This window comes from Chryseolinea sp. H1M3-3 (genome assembly GCF_029360725.1).
Lineage (GTDB): Bacteria > Bacteroidota > Bacteroidia > Cytophagales > Cyclobacteriaceae > Chryseolinea.
The window spans coordinates 987,061-1,004,797 of record NZ_JARKMY010000002.1; the positions used below are offsets into that span (position 1 = coordinate 987,061).

Consider the following 17,737-nt stretch of genomic DNA (forward strand, 5'->3'; position numbering starts at 1 on the left):
CCTTACCGGATTACATACAACCCACATACTACACGCGCACCGATCACCTGATCACCAATTACCTGATTACCCTTTACCAATTACCTCACTCAGACCTCAAACTCTTCACAGGATTCATAAGCGCTGCCCTTATAGCCTGATAACTTACTGTTAATAGTGCAATGCAAAGTGCGCCACCCCCGGCCGCCAAAAAAATCCACCAGGATATTTCAGCACGGTAGTCATAATTCTGCAACCATTGGAGTAAAGAATAATATGATATGGGGATTGCTATGATAAGTGAAATCGCGATCAGTACTACGAAGTCTTTAGAGAGCATTCCCCAGATATTAAATAAAGAGGCGCCCAATATTTTTCGTATGCCGACCTCCTTGGTGCGCTGCTCCGCGATAAACGATGCAAGGCCATACAAACCGAGGCAATTAATAATAATTGCAAGTGTTGCAAATGCAGACGCAATTTTTCCTATGCGCTCTTCTCCAGCGAACTTCATTGCATACTCCTGATCGACAAACTTGTAGTTGAAAGGTGTGGTTGATGTAAATTTTTTAAAGATCTCTTCAATTGCTGATAAGACTTTCCGGGTATCCGAATTCTTACTTAACTTAATGTGAACGATATTGAAAGGTCTCTCTTTGCTGTCTATCAAAAACACGGTGGGCATCGTTGGAGCAAATGGCGAAGTCATTACCATGTCATTTACAACACCGATTACATTCCAGTTTTTTCCATGCCACGTGACGGATTCACCCAAAGGTTCCTTGAGGCCCATTTGCAGAATGGCGGCTTTATTAAAGATGAAGGCTTGTGAGTCTGACGCGAATGAATTGGAAAAATTTCTTCCTGCCGTTATTTCCCAATTTACTACATCCCCAAACTCCGGATCGATCGAGATCGTACCAAAAAGCGACTGTGTGTTTGGATCTTTTCCCTTCCATTCCAGGTTATCGGCCGATGACCAGATACCCGTGGTAGGACTGGATGACCGCGATACATTCGTTATACCATTTGTTCTTAGCAGTTCGTGCCGGAATGCATCATACTGTTGCTGAATTTCCTTTGTAAGCAACGGTATCGATATTAGCGAAGACCTGTCGTATCCGACAGGACGGTTTTTAGCATATTGAATCTGGTTGTAGACCATTAGCGTCCCGATAATTAAAACCACTGAAACGGTAAATTGAGTTACCACCAAAACTTTTCGGGGGGCAACGGAGAAACGGTCGGTTTTGAAAGTGCCCTTTAATACACGGATCGGCTTAAAGGAAGAAAGATAAAATGCAGGATAACTCCCTGCTAATACGCTGACTCCCACAATAAAGCATACGATGATAGCCCACATCGCGCTATTTGACCACGGAATGGCTACTTGCTTACCTGAGAGTTCATTGAACCACGGTAATGAAAATGCCGTAAGGATGACTGTAAAAGAAAATGCAATCGTGACGACAAGGAATGCTTCGCTTAAAAATTGAGTTACCAACTGCATTTTTACAGATCCGATTGCCTTGCGTATCCCTACTTCCTTGGCGCGTTTTTCGGAGCGGGCTGTACTCAGATTCATAAAGTTTATGCATGCCAGAAACAGTACAAAACTTCCTATGATGCCAACCAGCCAGACATACTGTAGCCGTCCGCTCACGCTTTCGCCATTTTTGAATTCGTATAAATGCCATCGGCTCATGGGGTTTAGAAAAAGCACCGGCCTCGTAGCGTCTTTTGTATGTTTATAAAGGATATCTTTTATTTTATAGGAAGTCACCTTGATATCATTCTTCGGATTGATCTCAGCAATGATCTGAAATGAACTGCTTTGCCAATTGTCCATAGCCGTCCCGTTTGAAAAAAGTAAACGTATTGGAGCCATAAAGGCTATTCCATAAAAGGTTGAGTTTTTCGGAATGTCTTTGTAAACTCCTCCAACCTGTTGGGTAAATGTGTTGTTGATTTTTACTTGTTTACTGATAGGATCTAAATCGCCGAAAAGTATTTTGGCTAGTGATTCACTTAGTAAGATGGAAGAATTATCTTCCAGTGCTGTTCTCGTTCCATGAATCATTTCTAATGTAAGTATTTCGGGTAAGGAAGATTCAGAATAACAACCGATTTTCGTAAACACCTTGTCCTCATAAGCTACGATTTGCTCACCGGTCCACGTCGAAGCTACGTTTTTAAAGTCTTCTCCATATTCTGCTCGAATAGCAGCTGATGTAGGCATCGGTAAGGATGAGAACGTTACGGTTCCACCATTCACGGCGGAATGTTGCATCACCTGTGCGATGCGTTCATAATTCAGATGATACTTATTTGTTGTTAATTCGTCATATATCCAGAGACTAATAAGCGCTGCTACCACCATGCTGGCCGAGAGACCACCAATATTGATAAAAGAATACCCTTTGTTTTTCAAAAGGTTTCTCCATCCGATCTTTACGTAATTTTTAAACATAGCAGTGTTGTTGATAGCTTGATATTTTCCTCGTGACCTGATGATGCCCGGTCTGACGAGCAACAAGACATCGATGACAAATTGTATATCAGCCTTTGTTTTTCCTTTTGTTCTAAGTTGTTCATGATACACCTCCATTAAATCACCTTCGATATGTTTCGCCAACTTCGGATGACAATACCATCGGAAAAAATGCAGGAAGAGTCGGGGAGGAGAAGGTTGCGTTTTCATTATGAGAACTTTAAATGCAGCGCAACATTTGGAATGTCTTTCCAAAGCGCATCCCGGGTGCTCTTTGTATATTCCATTGCTTTCTTTCCTAACGCAGTGATCTGAAAATATTTTTTGGGACGACCTGCACGTTCTTCTGTGGCTTCCCCATCAAATGATTTGATATATCCTTTGTCTTCCAGCCGGACAAGAGCTGTATGCAGGGCGCCCATACTTACACTTCGTGAAAGTCGTGCTTCGATTTCCTTTTTTATGGATACGCCATAAGCTTCCTTATAGAGAACACCAATAGTCAGGATCACGACTTCCTCAAATTCTCCCAGCCGATATTTTTTCATAGGCACAATAATTATTTCCTAATTGTAGGAATATAAGAATTGTGCCAAGGAGAAAAGCCGTTTTTTTTTAGACTGGAAGGGTATCATCTTAGGTAAGGTGTTTCATTACTGATCGTTTGTGTCCGCGGGCGACCGGTCGTGACAGGTAATCAGTAACCAGGTAATCAGGTAAACGGGTATTCGGTAATCAGGTCGTCGGTTGGCCGCTGCGATTGTGCTGGATAAAAGCGTAGGGAGGTCATAGGGTAATGGTTAAAAGAGCAATCAGGTTTTTATGATCACTGATTACTCGATTTCCTCATTACCGATTACCCGATCACTGATTACCTGATTACCTGATTACCGAATACTTGATTACTGATTACCCGATCACTACCCACCACTAAGCCAACCTCACCGGCAACTGCCTCACCCTTTTTCCGGTTGCTGCATAAATGGCGTTACACAACGCCGGAATAAATGGGGGCACCGGCGGTTCACCAACACCGGTAGGCTTTTCGTTGCTTTCGATAATGTGTACTGCGGTCTCGTAAGGAGAGTCGCTCATCCTTCCTACCTGGTAGTTGTGAAAATTAGATTGTTGAACGGCGCCGTTGCTTACGGTGATCTCACTTTTTAATGCGAGACTCGCTGCGAACGCTGCACCTCCCTCGAATTGCGCCTTGATCCGCTCGGGATTAACGGGAACACCGCAGTCCACCACATAGTCGACTTTAGGGATACGGATTTTATTATTGGCATCTACGGCTACCTCTACAACGCACGCAACATACGTCAAAAAGCTTCGATGGGCTGCAAAACCCTGACCGCTTCCTTTGGGCAGGCTTTTTCCCCAATTTGATTTTTCCTTAGCGGTTTCGATAACGTGTCTAAAACGAGCCGTACTCCAGGGAAAGTCCTCTAATTTTTCACTATAATTCCAGAATTCTGAAGTTAACGAATTGAAATCAATTGTCCGGTCATCGCCCAGCAGGTCCAGCATGTTCTGAACGGGATCAACACCCCTCGCTTTTGCAACTTCATCCAACGTACAGCCCACGGCATATGCGTGATGTATGTTGGCTACCGATCTTAGCCATCCAATGCGGATTTTAGCTTCTGCTTCCTGCGTTTCGCAACATACATTTTCGATGGCATAAGGTAAGTCGATCATACCCATGCTCAGTTCTGCGCCACTGGCCTCTTTTGCGTTAGCATTGGAAGTTCCGTCAATTGGTGGAAAGGCCGAACGGTGTAGCCATGACGTTACCTTGTTGTTTTCATCGATGCCTACTTTTATATGCTGTGCAGAAGGGAAGTGATAAAAATCGTGCTGAATATCATCTTCGCGTGTCCATAGTATTTTTATAGGGGTGCCCATTGTTCGGGAAATGAGAGCAGCCTCAACAACGAAATCAGGTTTTGACTTGCGGCCGAATGCGCCACCCAATAGCGTAATGTTCACCGTCACATTTTTTAGATCCATGCCGAGTGCTTCCGCAAGTGACTTTCTTACGCCTTGCGGGTCTTGAACAGGCGCCCAAACTTCACAAGCATTATCATGAACATGCGCCAGCGCACAAGGTGTCTCCATCGGCGTATGTGAAAGCAATGGCACGACGTAATCTGCTTCGATTATTTTTTTTGCACTTGCCAGGGCTTTGTCAACCTGGCCATTTTCTCTTCGAACTTTTCCTTTTGTTTTGACACTTTTAAGCATCGCATTATTATAAGACTTGGTATCGTAGTCAGCATTCATACCTTTATTCCAGGTAACATCAAGTGCTTTCCGACCTTCTAATGCGGCCCACGTGTTTTCCGCCACGACTACAACGCCGCCCAGTGGTTTATTTAAGGTTGTAGGGAAGCCAGGCGCATCTAACGTAAAAACTTTTATTACGCCTGGCACTTTTACAGCATTGTCTGCAATAAAAGACTTCAATCCAGCGCCCGGTTCGGGATTACGTTTGACCACTGCGATCTTTGTATTGGGAAGGTGATTGTTGTCGAAGCCAAATTTTGCTTTTCCGGTGACAATGTCTTTTAAATCGACAATGGAACTTTGCTTGGAGATGTACTTGAAATCTTTTGGCTCTTTCAACTTCACACTGCTCTCCTCCGGCATCGGCAGCGCTGCTGCTTTCTCTGCAAGCAAACCGAAGCCAAGCGTTTTACCAGAGCTATGAACTACTTCATGATTTTTAGCTTTACACTCCGAAACATCCACATCCCATTCTTTGGCAGCGGCTTGTTCCAGCAAGAGACGTACTGTGGCGCCGGCCTTGCGCAGCGGTGTGAAAAACATTCTCACACTATAGGAACCATCTGTATTTTGGTCGCCGTACTTTTCATCGCCAACGGCTTGAACAACTTTCACTCTATTCCAATCGGCTTCCATTTCATCTGCCATGATTAGTGGGAGACTTGTACGGATACCCGTTCCCATTTCAGAGCGATGAGCAATCAATGTTACATCGCCATTGCCGTTAAGGGTGATAAAGAGGTTTGGTGAAAATACGTATTCGGGATTACCGCTTAGTTTCTTTGCAGTGTCAGAACAGCTGAAGCTTATACCAAGCAATAATCCGGAAATACTCATTGACGTTGTTTTCACGAAGTCGCGGCGGCTGACTTTGAAAATTTTAGATTCGTTTGTATCTGCTTTCATTTTGCTGCTGCGTTAGATGCTTTCTTAATTGCTTTTCTTATTCTTTCGTAAGTACCACACCGGCAAATGTTACCCGACATTGCTTCTTCGATATCACTATCACTGGGTGTCTGATTTTTTTCGATCAATGCAGCGGCCGACATGATCTGGCCCGTCTGACAATATCCACACTGCGGAACATTTTCATCCATCCACGCTTGCTGAACCGGATGAAGATTTTCTCCGGAAGACAGGCCTTCAATGGTGGTGACTTTTTTATTTCCGATAGCGGAAACCGGTAAAGAACACGAGCGAACCGCAGTACCATCGAGATGGACCGTACAGGCGCCGCATTGTGCTACACCACATCCATATTTTGTTCCTGTAAGATTGAGGTTGTCGCGAAGTACCCAAAGAAGCGGTGTATTGGGGACTGCTTCGACCTCCCGGTTTGCACCGTTGACGTTGAGTTGGTAGGTTGCCATGATTTAGGAGTTGTTTTGATTCAAGTTAAGGAATTAAAACATTAGAAAATTGAACGCCTGAAAAAATTGGAGCACTATAAATTGGCGGAGGATTATTTCGCCAGTCATTCATTACATCGTTTCAATTAGCGTCCTATTGTTCGCAGTAATTCGAGATCAGGTTTTTATTTCCGCGCCCCCTCCGCTGCTGCGTTGGATAACTGGTCACTAGCTTTCAAAACTCAACCGGTTCCGGTTCGGACGATCATTTGTCATGTTCCCCTAGCCGAGAACGATGCCGGGACGAAGATTCAAGGGAGGTGGGAGTACGCCATTGCTTCAAATTTAAGCGTCAAGCGGTGGAGGTAAATGAATTATTGCTTTAGGAAACCTTGCCCAGAAACAGTGGCCTTTGCCAATAACCTTGGAAAAGACGGAATCCATTTCATCATTTTGGGCTTATTTTTCATGTGTTACGTTTGTGATTTCACGTTTTACAAATTGTTTTTCTGATTATCAATATGTAAAGTCTGGTGTTAAATATTAAACTTCAGACTATACATATGTATTTTCTCGCTACACATATTGTGCGTCACGTTATACATCTGTGTAGTCACGTTATACATCTGTATAGTCAGGTTATACATCTTTGTAGCCGCGTTATACATGTGTAACTTCACGTTCTCAATCTGTATAATCAGACTTTCAATATGTATCTTCTGATTATACATATTGAAAGTCTGAAGTTATATATGTGTAGTCGCGTTATACATATTATTCACGAGACTTTGAATCGGTGTAAGATGAAAATAAATCCTGTTTAACGCCCGGTGGCGATTCTTAAACGGCTCAAAAACAGGGGATTGAAGGCCATTCGATCGATATTTAAAAAAACTCGCATAACGACTACCAGTCGGTCGTATAATCCCTATGGCGACCGCCGCTTTTATCGTTTTTGATAATTTGATAAACTTGTTAATAAGGGAATCCTAAAAATTATGAACACGATAGCAACGACCGGAAAATTTACTGATCATGTAAAGGTTTTTGAAGTCACAAAGAATGGAAAAACGTACATTCAATTCTGCTTCAAAGGACATCTAAATATCGACGCTGCAGCACGCGCGATTACTACCTGGAAAGAACTTATGGATGACCCGGCGTCAAAGAATTTAATTTATGACTGCACCGAGATGACCGGGTTCGACACAGAAGCCAGAAAATTATGGCAAGCCACTATGAGCGACTGTAAAAAACAAATTGGAAACATCTGGATTATCAGTTCCAATATTTTTATTCTAGGCGCGGCAAAAACGATGGGATTGTTGACAGGTTTTCATATTAAAGTAGCTAAATCGTCTGATGATATTTCGTAAGCGCTCCATCCGGCTGTTGCAGCCTTTTTATTTACGTTTTTCATTTTAAACTTTTCTTATACGCTATTAACCTTAACACATCCTTTAGTTGTTCTTTCTTTTTGATATCCAATGTTAGTGGTATCAGCTTGCCCGTAGGTTTGGTCTGGATGAGCATTTCCTTAAGACTTTTTTTAATTGATAATGCTGTAACGCCAGATGAAGTTGCTTGGGTAAAATAGAATGTCATCTTGAAATACTGATCCCAAACGGATAACCAAAAAATAGTTTTCTTTTTGTATTGCACTTTGCATAGCCAGGCCTTTCCGTCCTTATAGTATCTCCACTCAGGGACGAGTCCGTATGCTGGAGTTGTTATAACGTTGATCAATTCTTCATATACAGAATAGCTGGCGTGCAATACATCTTTTAAAACTTCCGTAGTAGGAAAGGTATGCGGATCCCGTAATAATGTGGCTTCTTCCATTCAACTTTTTATCTGTAGGGAATAGAGTAATAGATTAATATCCCCATTGAAAATATGCAAAAAGGTGATTAACAACTATCTTTCCACACAGTATTGTGTTGCTGCATCCAACCTTTTGTATGGGTGTTAACATTATCATCCTTGCTTTAAATTTATTGCGCTAAAAATTCATAATGACTTCTCCGACAAATCAAGATTCCGGGTCTGAGCACGATGAAAAGACCGTGAATAGAAAAAGAAATCTTAAACCTATTCTTGTTAAGATCGGATTGGATATGATTCCGGTGATAGGCGGTATCCTTATTGCATTATTTATTAATAGCCTTCAGGAGAATCGTCGTGATCAACAACTATTAGCATCCACGCTAGCGTCGCTTAGCGATGAGTTTTCGAAGAATAAAGAGAGTATTGAAAAAATCTTGCCGCGGCAACAACTTTTTCTGGATTCCCTTAGGTTTTTTTCGGAGAATGAGTCCTATAGCATCGCCGATATCGGCACAAAGACCAAGGGAATTGTATTGTCAGAATTACACTCTACAAACTGGCGGACTTCATTAAATAACAATAGTCTTCGGTTGTTAAATTTTGAAGCGATTAATCTTCTCTCGCGGATTGACGCAAAACGCGAGGAACTAAAAGACCAGGAAGCGTTTATTAACCCAACAGTTTTTGGACCGCCGTTTTTTAAAAAAGGAAAGGAGGGGATGGAGTATAGAAAAGGCATGGAGCTGTGGATGGCTGGGCTAATAGGGAATGAAACGGAGTTACTGGAACTGTATCGGGAATTTGAGGAGTTGCTCCAGAATAAAAGATATCAACGTTAATCTCAGATGGCTACAATTACGCATCGCTGAAGTGCTTCAATTATCGCTTACGCTTTGCCCCTCGTTGAAGTTGCTTCTCGTCCCGCCTTTGTTGTGTCTTCGGACCAACAAACCTGCGCACTTGGATAACAGGTCGTTCGGTTGTGCGCGTTGAATATGTGCATCACCGTAACGTACATCTATCATGGTCGTGTAACCGAAATGGTTTGCACGAAAGGAAGACAGGAAAACTTGAGATATTTTTCCGCAAATTGAGGATCATCGATCGGCAGATAGGGTATTCGATAATTTAATATTATGCTATATTCACTCCACTTAATTCCAACCCTATCTCAGTGAAAAAGATATTTTACTTCATCCTGCTGATTGTTTTTTCCATTAGCTGCAAGGATGAAAAACCTAAAGCATGGATCGATCAATCCCGGTTAGAAAATCGCGACGCTGCCGATTGGCTTACCACCGGTGGCAATCAACACATGCAACACTATTCCCCACTTAATAAAATCAATCGCGGGAATGTTAAAGACTTAGGCTATGCGTGGGAGTATGATGCCAGTACGTATATCGGTAATGTTCCGCGAGGTCTGGAGGCGACGCCCATTGTTGTAGATGGAATTATGTACACGTCTGGATCTTGGGGAGCGGTATACGCACTTGATGCCAAGACCGGAAAAGAACTGTGGGCTTACAAACCTAAAGTTGATCCATCCTATGTGCGTAGGTCTTGTTGTGATGTTGTAAACCGTGGTGTAGCAGTTTGGGAAGGAAAAGTTTATGTCGCTACGCTTGATGGATTTCTGGTTTGCCTGGATGCGCAAGATGGTAAAGTATTGTGGAATGTAGATACGTTTACCGATAGAACAAAGTCGTATACCATTACGAGTCCTCCACAAGTAGCCGGCAATATTGTGATGATTGGTAATTCGGGATCCGAATATGGTGTGCGGGGTTATGTGACAGCATACGATTTGAAAACAGGAGAACAAAAATGGCGCTTCTTCATCGTACCCGGTGATCCGGCCAATGGTTACGAAAGTGAAGAAATGAAAATGGCCGCTAAAACGTGGGATCCTAAATCACATTGGCAGAGCGGTGGTGGAGGAACCGTGTGGGGAGAATCTGCTTACGATGCAGAGCTCAATTTACTTTACGTTGGCACCGGCAATGCTGCTCCTTACCCCATTTGGTTTAGAAGTCCTTCCGGTGGTGACAATCTATTTTTGGCTTCCATCCTCGCCATTAATCCTGACAACGGAAAATTAGTCTGGTACTATCAAACAACACCTGGGGAGATATGGGATTACACTGCAACTCAAAATATTGTATTGGCCGACGTTGAGATAGAAGGAAAGCCCCGGAAAGTTTTGATGCAGGCACCGAAAAATGGATTCTTCTATGTGCTGGATAGAGCCACGGGAGAATTGCTGTCGGCGGGAAAATACACACGAGTTAACTGGGCCAGTCATGTCGATTTAAAAACCGGCAGGCCCGTGCTAACGGAACAAGGTCAATGGTATAAAGACAAACCAAAGCTGGTAGTCCCTTATCTCGGTGGCGGACATGTCTGGCAACCGATGTCTTTTAATCCAGCCACAGGGTTGGTGTACATACCTGAGCGTTCTGTGCCACAAGTGTTCAAAACTTTCGAAACTTACGAATGGCTGCCTGATGTAGACAATACAAATCTGGACTATGCCGAAATGTTTAAGTTTCGAAAACATGTTCTGGATCAGGTAAAATCTTCTGAAGATACCACACGTACTGAAAGTTTACTGGCTTATAATCCCATTACCCAGGAAGTCGCCTGGAAATTTCCGGATGGTGGCCCTGATGGTGGAACAATGTCGACGCCTGAGCTGGTCTTTCAGGGAACGCGGACAGGCTACTTCAATGTGCACGATGCGAAAACGGGCGAGAAGCTGAAATCGATATTCACCGGCAACGGTATTATGGCAGCACCTACAACGTATAGCATAGACGGAGAACAATATGTCGCTGTGATGGCGGCATACGGCGGTGCAGAAACCAGTGGCTATTTGCCGGATGCTGCTATATATCAGTATGAAAACAAAGCGAGGATCATAGCTTTCAAACTTGGAGGAACTGAAACACCGTTGCCACCCAAGATAAAACCGATATCCATACCGGCGCCACCATCAAACATGAAAATAAAGGAAGCGCTTCTTGAACGTGGAGCATTTCTGTATCAGTTCTATTGCGACATTTGCCACGGTAAATTTGGGGATCGCCATTTGTCCCAGCACCCCGACTTGGCGAAGTTAACGGAAGCTAAACATTTGTTGTTCAACGATATTTTGTTGAAAGGAATTCTCGAACAAAATGGCATGGCGAACTTTAGTAACTCGTTAAGTGAAGCCGACGCGGAGGCAATCCACCATTTCTTGCTGAAAAAACAAACGGAGCTGTACAACGAACAGCAAACAAAAGAGTAAGACAAATGATGATTTACTACTACTACTACTACTAAGAGGTAAAAGCTGCACTAAAAATCGTGAATGATTTAAAGATGACGACGCTAAGTAGTAAACGACATCACTGTAAAACATCAATTTCCGTTTCTGGTTTTTTTGCATACAATGCACGGTGCAGTGGTTTGTCATAGCTGTAAATATCATCATAGAATTTCACCTCACCTTCATGATATTCATTTGTGAGGTATTGAACATGCAAGCGTATTGGCTTCTTTAATTTAATATCTAATTGTTTCTGTAACTGATAGTATTGATCCAAATCTTCTGCGTAAACATCGCTGCTATCCCGTTCCAGTAAGAAGTATGAAAGTTCCTTTGCTTTTTCAACACGGATGCAACCGTGACTGAGAGAACGCTTATCTTTTCTAAATAATTTGGGAGCATTCGTATCGTGCAAATAAACATTATAGGTGTTGTTGAATGCATACTTGACACGACCCAAAGAATTGTGCGCGCCCTGACGTTGCCTGATGATGACTGGAAAATTGTTGTTGCTGAAACTTTTCCAATTGATTGAATCCGGGTTCAGCATCTGACCATGAATGTCGATTACCTCGTACTGATGCGTATGAAGATAAGTGGAATCTTCTTTTATATGCGGCAGGATTTCATTTACAGCGATTCTGCGGGGCACTTGCCAGTAAGGATATAGCGTGAAGTGTTTAATATGGGAATCAAGTAAAGGGGTCTTATTTCTGGCGGAGCCTACGATCACTTTCGATTCAAAAACCGTGCTATCGCCTTCGATGATGTTTAACTTAAAAGCAGGGATGTTTACCAGGATGTACGAACCAGATAATATTTGTTCTTTTCTAAGGCGTTCCAGATTTACCTCAAGCGTCGCGACTTTTGAGGAGACTTCGAGAGAGTCGATGGTACTGCCTGCCAATAGTAGTTTTCTCTCCATAAAATCTGCGCTGTCTAATATGGCTTGCAACGCTGCTCGTAGTTGTTTGTATTGGATTGTGGCGGGTTCATGAATTTCCAACATTTTTCTGATGCCTTTACCGCGGATGGCGCCTTCGAGTGACGTGACCTGAGAACCATCATCATCGTGCAGAATTCTTTCGAAGGTATTAATGTCAATGCGGCCTTTCTTTAAATGCATCGCCATACTTAGGAAAGCATCCGTCAACAACAGTTCAAGTTTTTGAATCCTGGATGGCTCCTTTATTCTTTGGGTCGTGTCAAGAAGCGTTTCAATTTCATCGAGGTGATAATCTTGCGGAAGCAGTCCGAAAATTCTGGCGGATCGGATCAGGCTTATCATCGAATCTGCCAGCATCGTGTTTGCTTTATTTTTTAACCAAACTGGAACGAAACCCTTGGATTTGTAAAACGCAAAAGCAGCGTTCCCGGCAAAAAGGGTTAGGTAGTTTTCTTGCGCAGAATCTATTAGTATAACGGAGTCCATTGCAGATGGCGCAACCTGCGTGCGGTTGGTTAGCGGATGACAGCCGCTTAACATCACGGCCACTAAACACCAGAGGGTCGCATACGCAATGAAGTGGTTTTCAATGCGTTTGCATGTGTTAATTTTTTTCATGTTCAGCTCAGCAACTTTGTCAATGATATTGCTTTTCAAACTCAATTACGAATCGCGAATGAACGCGTAAAAGGCAAACATTACATTGGCGATATAAACACGGCGAATGGTAAATGACTGAGGTTAAAAATATGAACCGTGACATTCGTCGAAGTATATGTCTAAAACCATATCGAACTGCGCGATTCAATTAATAATCAGCTTTGTAATGCGTGAAATTTTTCGTGATGTGTTTCATTTAAAATGCGGCTCTGTAATCCTAAAAATGAACCACCTTTCATCGATTCATTAGTCAATTTGACTCTGAGCCGTGCAGTCTCATGAATGAAAAAACGATAACATACGGAGCTCTTGCTGCTCGTCTTTACCGGTAGCAATTCAACGCCATACGGGACTAATGAGTCAGTTAACCAATGACGCAAATTATTGCAGTTTATACTTAATTAATACTCACTCTTGCTTAATTATGCACTCGTAATTAGCATAGGAAAAGAATACAACGCCGACTGATTTGAAAATTCTCTCTTTCATGACGATCCAAATTTTCTATCTGAGTACCTTATTTTATATGAACGGATATCATGTGTAAATGACGATACCAAAAATGTTTTCTATATTCAATCTCAATTGACCAATAAAGAACAATGTATGAAGCAGATAACGGATGACACATCAAATGGAAGAAGGAAATTTTTATCTTCTGTCACCAGCTTGGTCGGGACATCCCTGGTAATGACAATTCCTGGCGTCGGCCGCGCAGAAGGTATATGGCAGCAGACTTTCACAGTCAGGCAAGTGATTGACATTATTCTTAAAGAAATTCCAAACGCGCCATTCGCTACAACCGTTGATCAGCTAAGATCGGGTAGCATCGACCAGGAGGTCACGGGCATTGTTACAACGATGTTTCCAACCATCAAAGTAATTGAAGATACAGCCAAGGCTGGTGCTAATTTTATCATCGCGCACGAAACTCCTTTTTACAACAACCAGGATGAAACGGATTGGCTACAGGAAGACGATGCTTACCGTTATAAAATTGATTTGTTAAACAAACATAAAATTGCCATTTGGCGGTTCCACGATTACTGGCATTCGCACAAGCCCGATGGAATTATTATGGGCAATTTAATAAAATTGGGATGGGAGAAATATCATGATGTCAATAGTCCGAGGTTATTAACTTTGCCCAAACCGATGACATTGAAATCTATCGTGTCTCTCGCTAAAGAAAGGTTGGGTATTCCTACGGTTCGCGTTATCGGTAATTTAAATCAAAGTTGCAGTACAGTCTATCTTGCGTTTGGTTATATGGATAGCAAAAGACAAATCGCTGCCATTCAACAATACAAACCGGACCTGATTTTAAGTGGTGAAACCAGGGAATGGGAAACAGTAGAAAGGGTTAGAGACGGACAGCTTATGGGACAAAAGACTTCTTTGCTTGTATTAAGTCACGCTGTAAGCGAAGAAGCAGGTATGGAGTATGCTGTTAAATGGTTGCAACCAAAAGTTCCCGGGGTTAAGATAACGCACATTGCATCTACGAATCCTTTCACTTTTTTGTGATGAGTGATAATAATGTGGCCTCCCGCAGAAGAAAACTCTTTACTTTTCCGGGCAGCTAACTATTTTTCCCTGTTCCAATATTCGGTCCAGGTTGTTCCACGCGCCGGCCGGTCTTTTAGTGCAATATCAACGTAAATGATCGTATCTGCATTCACCCCGTAAGGTGCCTGTAGCAATTCGTTTCCGCCGGGAGCAAAGATCAACGAACTGCCAATACAGTTCCAGTCTTTCCATGGACCTGCTTCTATTTTTCCGACGTTGCTTACGCCTACGATCCAAAGATCAAAATTTTTGCTGACAGACTGATATACATTCCTCCACGTATCTCCATAAGGTGTAACGTTATTGTCAAAATCCGGCGGCACCGCCCAGGCACTGGGCGACAAAATAATATCAGCACCCATGTAGCCAAGGGCGCTGGAGAGCACATTTCCCTGAGCAGTCGCATCAGCGCAGATGTAAAGTCCTAATGTTCCGAGGGGGGTATGTGCTACATTGAGCTTGTCACCCTGAGCGTAAAGATCATGCGCTATTTCCAGTTCGTTTAATTTTCTGTGGGTTAAGATCACCTCGCCCGAAGGATTAATGATGACAGCAGCATTGTAGGTTTTGTCTTTGTACTTTTCAACGATGCCAGCACAGACATATATTTTGTTTCTGCTTGCTGCGTCTCTTAACCGCAGGCATGTTTTACCATTTGGAATTTCATAGGCCATGCTCTTGGCCGACGGATCTGTCCAGCCCAAATCCATCACCTCGGGTAATAAAATTATTTTTGCGCCGTTCGCTGCCGCAGCTGATATTCGTTCTATCGCACGATTCAGATTGGCTTCAGGTTTACCTGGCTCGACTTCCATTTGAGCCATGGCAAGTTTATAATTTCTTAAGGGCGTTTCTTCAATCATGCTTGCTTCTTTATCTGAACAGCCGTTCACAACCAAGACTACGAAAATGAAAAGTGCCCGAGATATTATTGATTTCATGTTATTTCAAGGTTTACAAAAAAGCAATTTCAAAAGAAATGCCGGCAACATTCATTCATAGGAGCCAGCATGATGACCTGTAACTTAGTGGTCAGAAGAAGACTCGTTCAACAACATGCTTCGTTCCGTAAATTTAGGGTTTACATTCTGATTTACTTTATTAATGTGACATGCACTAAACATTAAACATTTAATTACATTAGGGCGAAATCAAAATAAAACTAAAACACAATGCATTATAAACGTAGAGACTTCTTAAAAGTCGGCAGTGGTCTTGCTGCCAGCCTGGCTATTGCGCCACTTGGCCTTGCCGCCAAAAGCCTGTTAGACGAAAATGCAAAGAAGGCGAAAAAATTCGGACTTCAGTTATACTCTTTACGGGATGTTTTACCTCAGGACCCCAAGGGAGTTTTAAAGCAAGTGGCTTCTTTTGGTTACAAACAAATTGAAGGTTATGAAGGTCCTTCCGGTTTGTTCTGGGGGATGACAAACAAAGAATTTAAAAAGTATATGGACGATCTTGGTATGGAGTTCATCGCCAGTCATTGCAACATCGATAAGGATTTTGAGAGGAAAGCGGCCGAAGCCGCAGAGATCGGCATGAAATATTTAATCTGTCCATCAAGAGGATCCAATAAAACTGTCGACGATTTTAAAAAAGTATCCGATGATTTTAATGCCAAAGGAGAAATATGCAAGAAAAGCGGAATTAGATTCGCCTATCACAATCACGAATACGGTTTCAATTTGATCGATGGTCAATTTCCACAAGATATTTTGATGAAGCACACGAACCCTGACCTGGTGGACTTTGAAATGGATATCTACTGGGTAGTTACTGGTAAGCAAGATCCGATTGCCTGGTTGAAAAAGTATCCGAACCGGTTTAAGCTTGGTCACGTAAAAGACAGAATGGAAAATTCTGACGAACGTGATGCCAGTTGCGTCTTAGGAACTGGTTTTATAAAATATCCACCGATTATTGAAGCAGCTAAGAAAAATGGGATGAAGTATTTTATTGTAGAACAAGAGCGTTATGATAACACAACACCACTGAAAGCAGCAGCAGCTGATGCAGCGTATATGAAAACGTTAAAATTATAACACCGGCGAAATGCTGAAGCTGATAGTTTTTACCGTAGTGATCTCATTGACCGGTGTACTTCGAGCTCAAGAAACTACTACTTCATTGAATTTTACGCTCGATCATGTTGCACTTTCAGTTACGGATGTAAATCGAGCTGCAAAATTTTGTGCCGATGTCTTAAAACTTGAAGAGATTACTAACCGTTCCAAATTAAAAGGTGTTCGATGGTTCTCTTTAGGACCTGGAAGAGAACTGCACTTGATCTCGATCGTTAAAGAAAATGTGATGACAAACAAAGCCATACACATTGCATTAACAACTTCTGACTTCGATGCTTTCATTAAAATTCTTGATGCAAGAAAGATTCCTTATTCTGACTGGCCTGGAAATCCCCAGAAGTTTAACATCCGTGCCGATGGAATTAAGCAAGTTTTTTTTCAGGGTTTCGAGGGATATTGGTTTGAAGTGAACAGCGTAGCGAAGTGAAATGCTGTGAAGCAATGTAGACATCAAGTTTCCAAAACCGGCGTTTCGATAACCCTTAGACCAATCGTTGTATTCTTCAATGTCAACGAGGCACGATGGCTTCGTTTTCCGCGAGGATTTAGTAATTAGAGGTCAACAAATCGAAACTATGCTGTTGTGGAAAGTCACAAATATAAACTGGCGCCACTCCTTACGACTTCTTAACAAACTGTGTCAGTATCACAATTTGTTGGCCGTTAACCTTTCCTTCTATTTGACTTGCATTATCCTCAACCAGCGTAATACCTCTAACAGCAGTACCTCGCTTGGCAGTGAAACCTCCGCCTTTAACATCAAGGTCTTTAATCAAAACAACAGTATCACCCGTCTGGAGCACTGTGCCGTTGCTGTCTTTGTGAATTACTTTTTCAGTGGCTGCTAGATCATCTGTTTCTTCTGTTGACTTTGCCCACGCCAACGTTTCATCATCGAGATAAAGCATATCCAATAAATCCTGTGGCCATCCTTCATGTCGCAATGAATTCAACAACCTCCAAGCCATTACCTGCACTGCGGGTACGGTGCTCCACATGCTGTTATTAAGACAACGCCAATGGTTAACATCGATTTTTGCCGGATCATTTATCTGCTCAAAACAGGTTTTGCAAACGAGAATGCTTTTGTCTGCGTCTGCAGCAATAGGAGGTACGCTATAAACTTGTAATTGTTCAGTGCTCCCGCATAATTCACAAACAGATCCGCTTCGTTCGTGCAATACTTTTTCAATACTCATGGGTGTGTTGATTTATACGGCCGCAAAA

Annotated in this window: 14 protein-coding genes; 6 read left to right on the top strand and 8 right to left on the bottom strand. The window is 42.5% G+C overall.

The window, feature by feature from the left end; all coding sequences use genetic code 11:
* Positions 1-85: 85 nt before the first annotated feature.
* From P2W71_RS11780 to P2W71_RS11795, 4 genes are all read right to left on the bottom strand, one after another.
* Entirely contained in the window at positions 86-2,680 is a 2,595-nt protein-coding gene (locus tag P2W71_RS11780) for an FtsX-like permease family protein (RefSeq protein WP_276371139.1), read from the bottom strand.
* Complete coding sequence (locus P2W71_RS11785; RefSeq protein ID WP_276371141.1) at positions 2,680-3,018, bottom strand: helix-turn-helix transcriptional regulator; 339 nt, start codon at positions 3,016-3,018, stop codon at positions 2,680-2,682. The genes P2W71_RS11780 and P2W71_RS11785 overlap by 1 nt, the downstream gene beginning before the upstream one ends.
* Before the next feature lie 382 nt (positions 3,019-3,400).
* On the bottom strand, positions 3,401-5,665 hold the full coding sequence (locus P2W71_RS11790; protein WP_276371144.1) for a molybdopterin cofactor-binding domain-containing protein: 2,265 nt from the start codon (positions 5,663-5,665) through the stop codon (positions 3,401-3,403).
* Entirely contained in the window at positions 5,662-6,129 is a 468-nt protein-coding gene (locus tag P2W71_RS11795; RefSeq protein ID WP_276371146.1) for a (2Fe-2S)-binding protein, read from the bottom strand. The genes P2W71_RS11790 and P2W71_RS11795 overlap by 4 nt, the downstream gene beginning before the upstream one ends.
* A 977-nt stretch (positions 6,130-7,106) precedes the next feature.
* On the opposite strand from P2W71_RS11795, the gene P2W71_RS11800 reads away from it, so the two are divergent.
* Positions 7,107-7,484 (top strand): hypothetical protein, encoded by a 378-nt coding sequence (locus P2W71_RS11800; RefSeq protein ID WP_276371148.1) that lies wholly within the window; start codon positions 7,107-7,109, stop codon positions 7,482-7,484.
* A gap of 40 nt (positions 7,485-7,524) precedes the next feature.
* On the opposite strand, the gene P2W71_RS11805 is transcribed toward P2W71_RS11800, so the two are convergent.
* Positions 7,525-7,950: a DUF3788 family protein gene (locus tag P2W71_RS11805; RefSeq protein WP_276371150.1), complete on the bottom strand. Its 426-nt coding sequence runs from the start codon at positions 7,948-7,950 to the stop codon at positions 7,525-7,527.
* Between the two features lie 173 nt (positions 7,951-8,123).
* Between P2W71_RS11805 and P2W71_RS11810 the strand changes: the two genes are divergently transcribed.
* Positions 8,124-8,774 (top strand): hypothetical protein, encoded by a 651-nt coding sequence (locus tag P2W71_RS11810; protein ID WP_276371152.1) that lies wholly within the window; start codon positions 8,124-8,126, stop codon positions 8,772-8,774.
* A 335-nt stretch (positions 8,775-9,109) separates the two neighbouring features.
* Positions 9,110-11,227: a PQQ-dependent dehydrogenase, methanol/ethanol family gene (locus P2W71_RS11815; RefSeq protein WP_276371154.1), complete on the top strand. Its 2,118-nt coding sequence runs from the start codon at positions 9,110-9,112 to the stop codon at positions 11,225-11,227.
* A 100-nt stretch (positions 11,228-11,327) separates the two neighbouring features.
* Here the strand turns inward: P2W71_RS11815 and P2W71_RS11820 are convergent, their stop codons facing one another.
* Positions 11,328-12,812, bottom strand: coding sequence for a L,D-transpeptidase family protein (locus P2W71_RS11820; protein WP_276371157.1), 1,485 nt, complete (start codon positions 12,810-12,812; stop codon positions 11,328-11,330).
* A gap of 648 nt (positions 12,813-13,460) precedes the next feature.
* Between P2W71_RS11820 and P2W71_RS11825 the strand changes: the two genes are divergently transcribed.
* Entirely contained in the window at positions 13,461-14,381 is a 921-nt protein-coding gene (locus P2W71_RS11825) for a Nif3-like dinuclear metal center hexameric protein (RefSeq protein WP_276371160.1), read from the top strand.
* Positions 14,382-14,440: 59 nt separating this feature from the next.
* On the opposite strand, the gene P2W71_RS11830 is transcribed toward P2W71_RS11825, so the two are convergent.
* Complete coding sequence (locus tag P2W71_RS11830) at positions 14,441-15,364, bottom strand: carbon-nitrogen hydrolase family protein (RefSeq protein WP_276371162.1); 924 nt, start codon at positions 15,362-15,364, stop codon at positions 14,441-14,443.
* Between the two features lie 231 nt (positions 15,365-15,595).
* On the opposite strand from P2W71_RS11830, the gene P2W71_RS11835 reads away from it, so the two are divergent.
* On the top strand, positions 15,596-16,468 hold the full coding sequence (locus P2W71_RS11835) for a sugar phosphate isomerase/epimerase (protein WP_276371165.1): 873 nt from the start codon (positions 15,596-15,598) through the stop codon (positions 16,466-16,468).
* Positions 16,469-16,478: 10 nt separating this feature from the next.
* Positions 16,479-16,937, top strand: coding sequence for a VOC family protein (locus P2W71_RS11840; RefSeq protein ID WP_276371168.1), 459 nt, complete (start codon positions 16,479-16,481; stop codon positions 16,935-16,937).
* Positions 16,938-17,127: 190 nt separating this feature from the next.
* Here P2W71_RS11840 and P2W71_RS11845 read toward each other — a convergent pair whose 3' ends face one another.
* Positions 17,128-17,709, bottom strand: coding sequence for an alkylphosphonate utilization protein (locus P2W71_RS11845; RefSeq protein ID WP_276371170.1), 582 nt, complete (start codon positions 17,707-17,709; stop codon positions 17,128-17,130).
* Positions 17,710-17,737 lie beyond the last annotated feature (28 nt).

Excerpts from the sequence above, each read along its gene's own strand:
- P2W71_RS11845 (WP_276371170.1), bottom strand. The coding sequence starts at position 17,709 with ATGAGTATTGAAAAAGTATTGCACGAACGAAGCGGATCTGTTTGTGAA.
- P2W71_RS11795 (WP_276371146.1), bottom strand. The coding sequence starts at position 6,129 with ATGGCAACCTACCAACTCAACGTCAACGGTGCAAACCGGGAGGTCGAA.
- P2W71_RS11825 (WP_276371160.1), top strand. The coding sequence starts at position 13,461 with ATGAAGCAGATAACGGATGACACATCAAATGGAAGAAGGAAATTTTTA.
- P2W71_RS11790 (WP_276371144.1), bottom strand. The coding sequence starts at position 5,665 with ATGAAAGCAGATACAAACGAATCTAAAATTTTCAAAGTCAGCCGCCGC.
- P2W71_RS11800 (WP_276371148.1), top strand. The coding sequence starts at position 7,107 with ATGAACACGATAGCAACGACCGGAAAATTTACTGATCATGTAAAGGTT.
- P2W71_RS11835 (WP_276371165.1), top strand. The coding sequence starts at position 15,596 with ATGCATTATAAACGTAGAGACTTCTTAAAAGTCGGCAGTGGTCTTGCT.
- P2W71_RS11780 (WP_276371139.1), bottom strand. The coding sequence starts at position 2,680 with ATGAAAACGCAACCTTCTCCTCCCCGACTCTTCCTGCATTTTTTCCGA.
- P2W71_RS11785 (WP_276371141.1), bottom strand. The coding sequence starts at position 3,018 with ATGAAAAAATATCGGCTGGGAGAATTTGAGGAAGTCGTGATCCTGACT.
- P2W71_RS11810 (WP_276371152.1), top strand. The coding sequence starts at position 8,124 with ATGACTTCTCCGACAAATCAAGATTCCGGGTCTGAGCACGATGAAAAG.
- P2W71_RS11820 (WP_276371157.1), bottom strand. The coding sequence starts at position 12,812 with ATGAAAAAAATTAACACATGCAAACGCATTGAAAACCACTTCATTGCG.
- P2W71_RS11830 (WP_276371162.1), bottom strand. The coding sequence starts at position 15,364 with ATGAAATCAATAATATCTCGGGCACTTTTCATTTTCGTAGTCTTGGTT.
- P2W71_RS11840 (WP_276371168.1), top strand. The coding sequence starts at position 16,479 with ATGCTGAAGCTGATAGTTTTTACCGTAGTGATCTCATTGACCGGTGTA.
- P2W71_RS11805 (WP_276371150.1), bottom strand. The coding sequence starts at position 7,950 with ATGGAAGAAGCCACATTATTACGGGATCCGCATACCTTTCCTACTACG.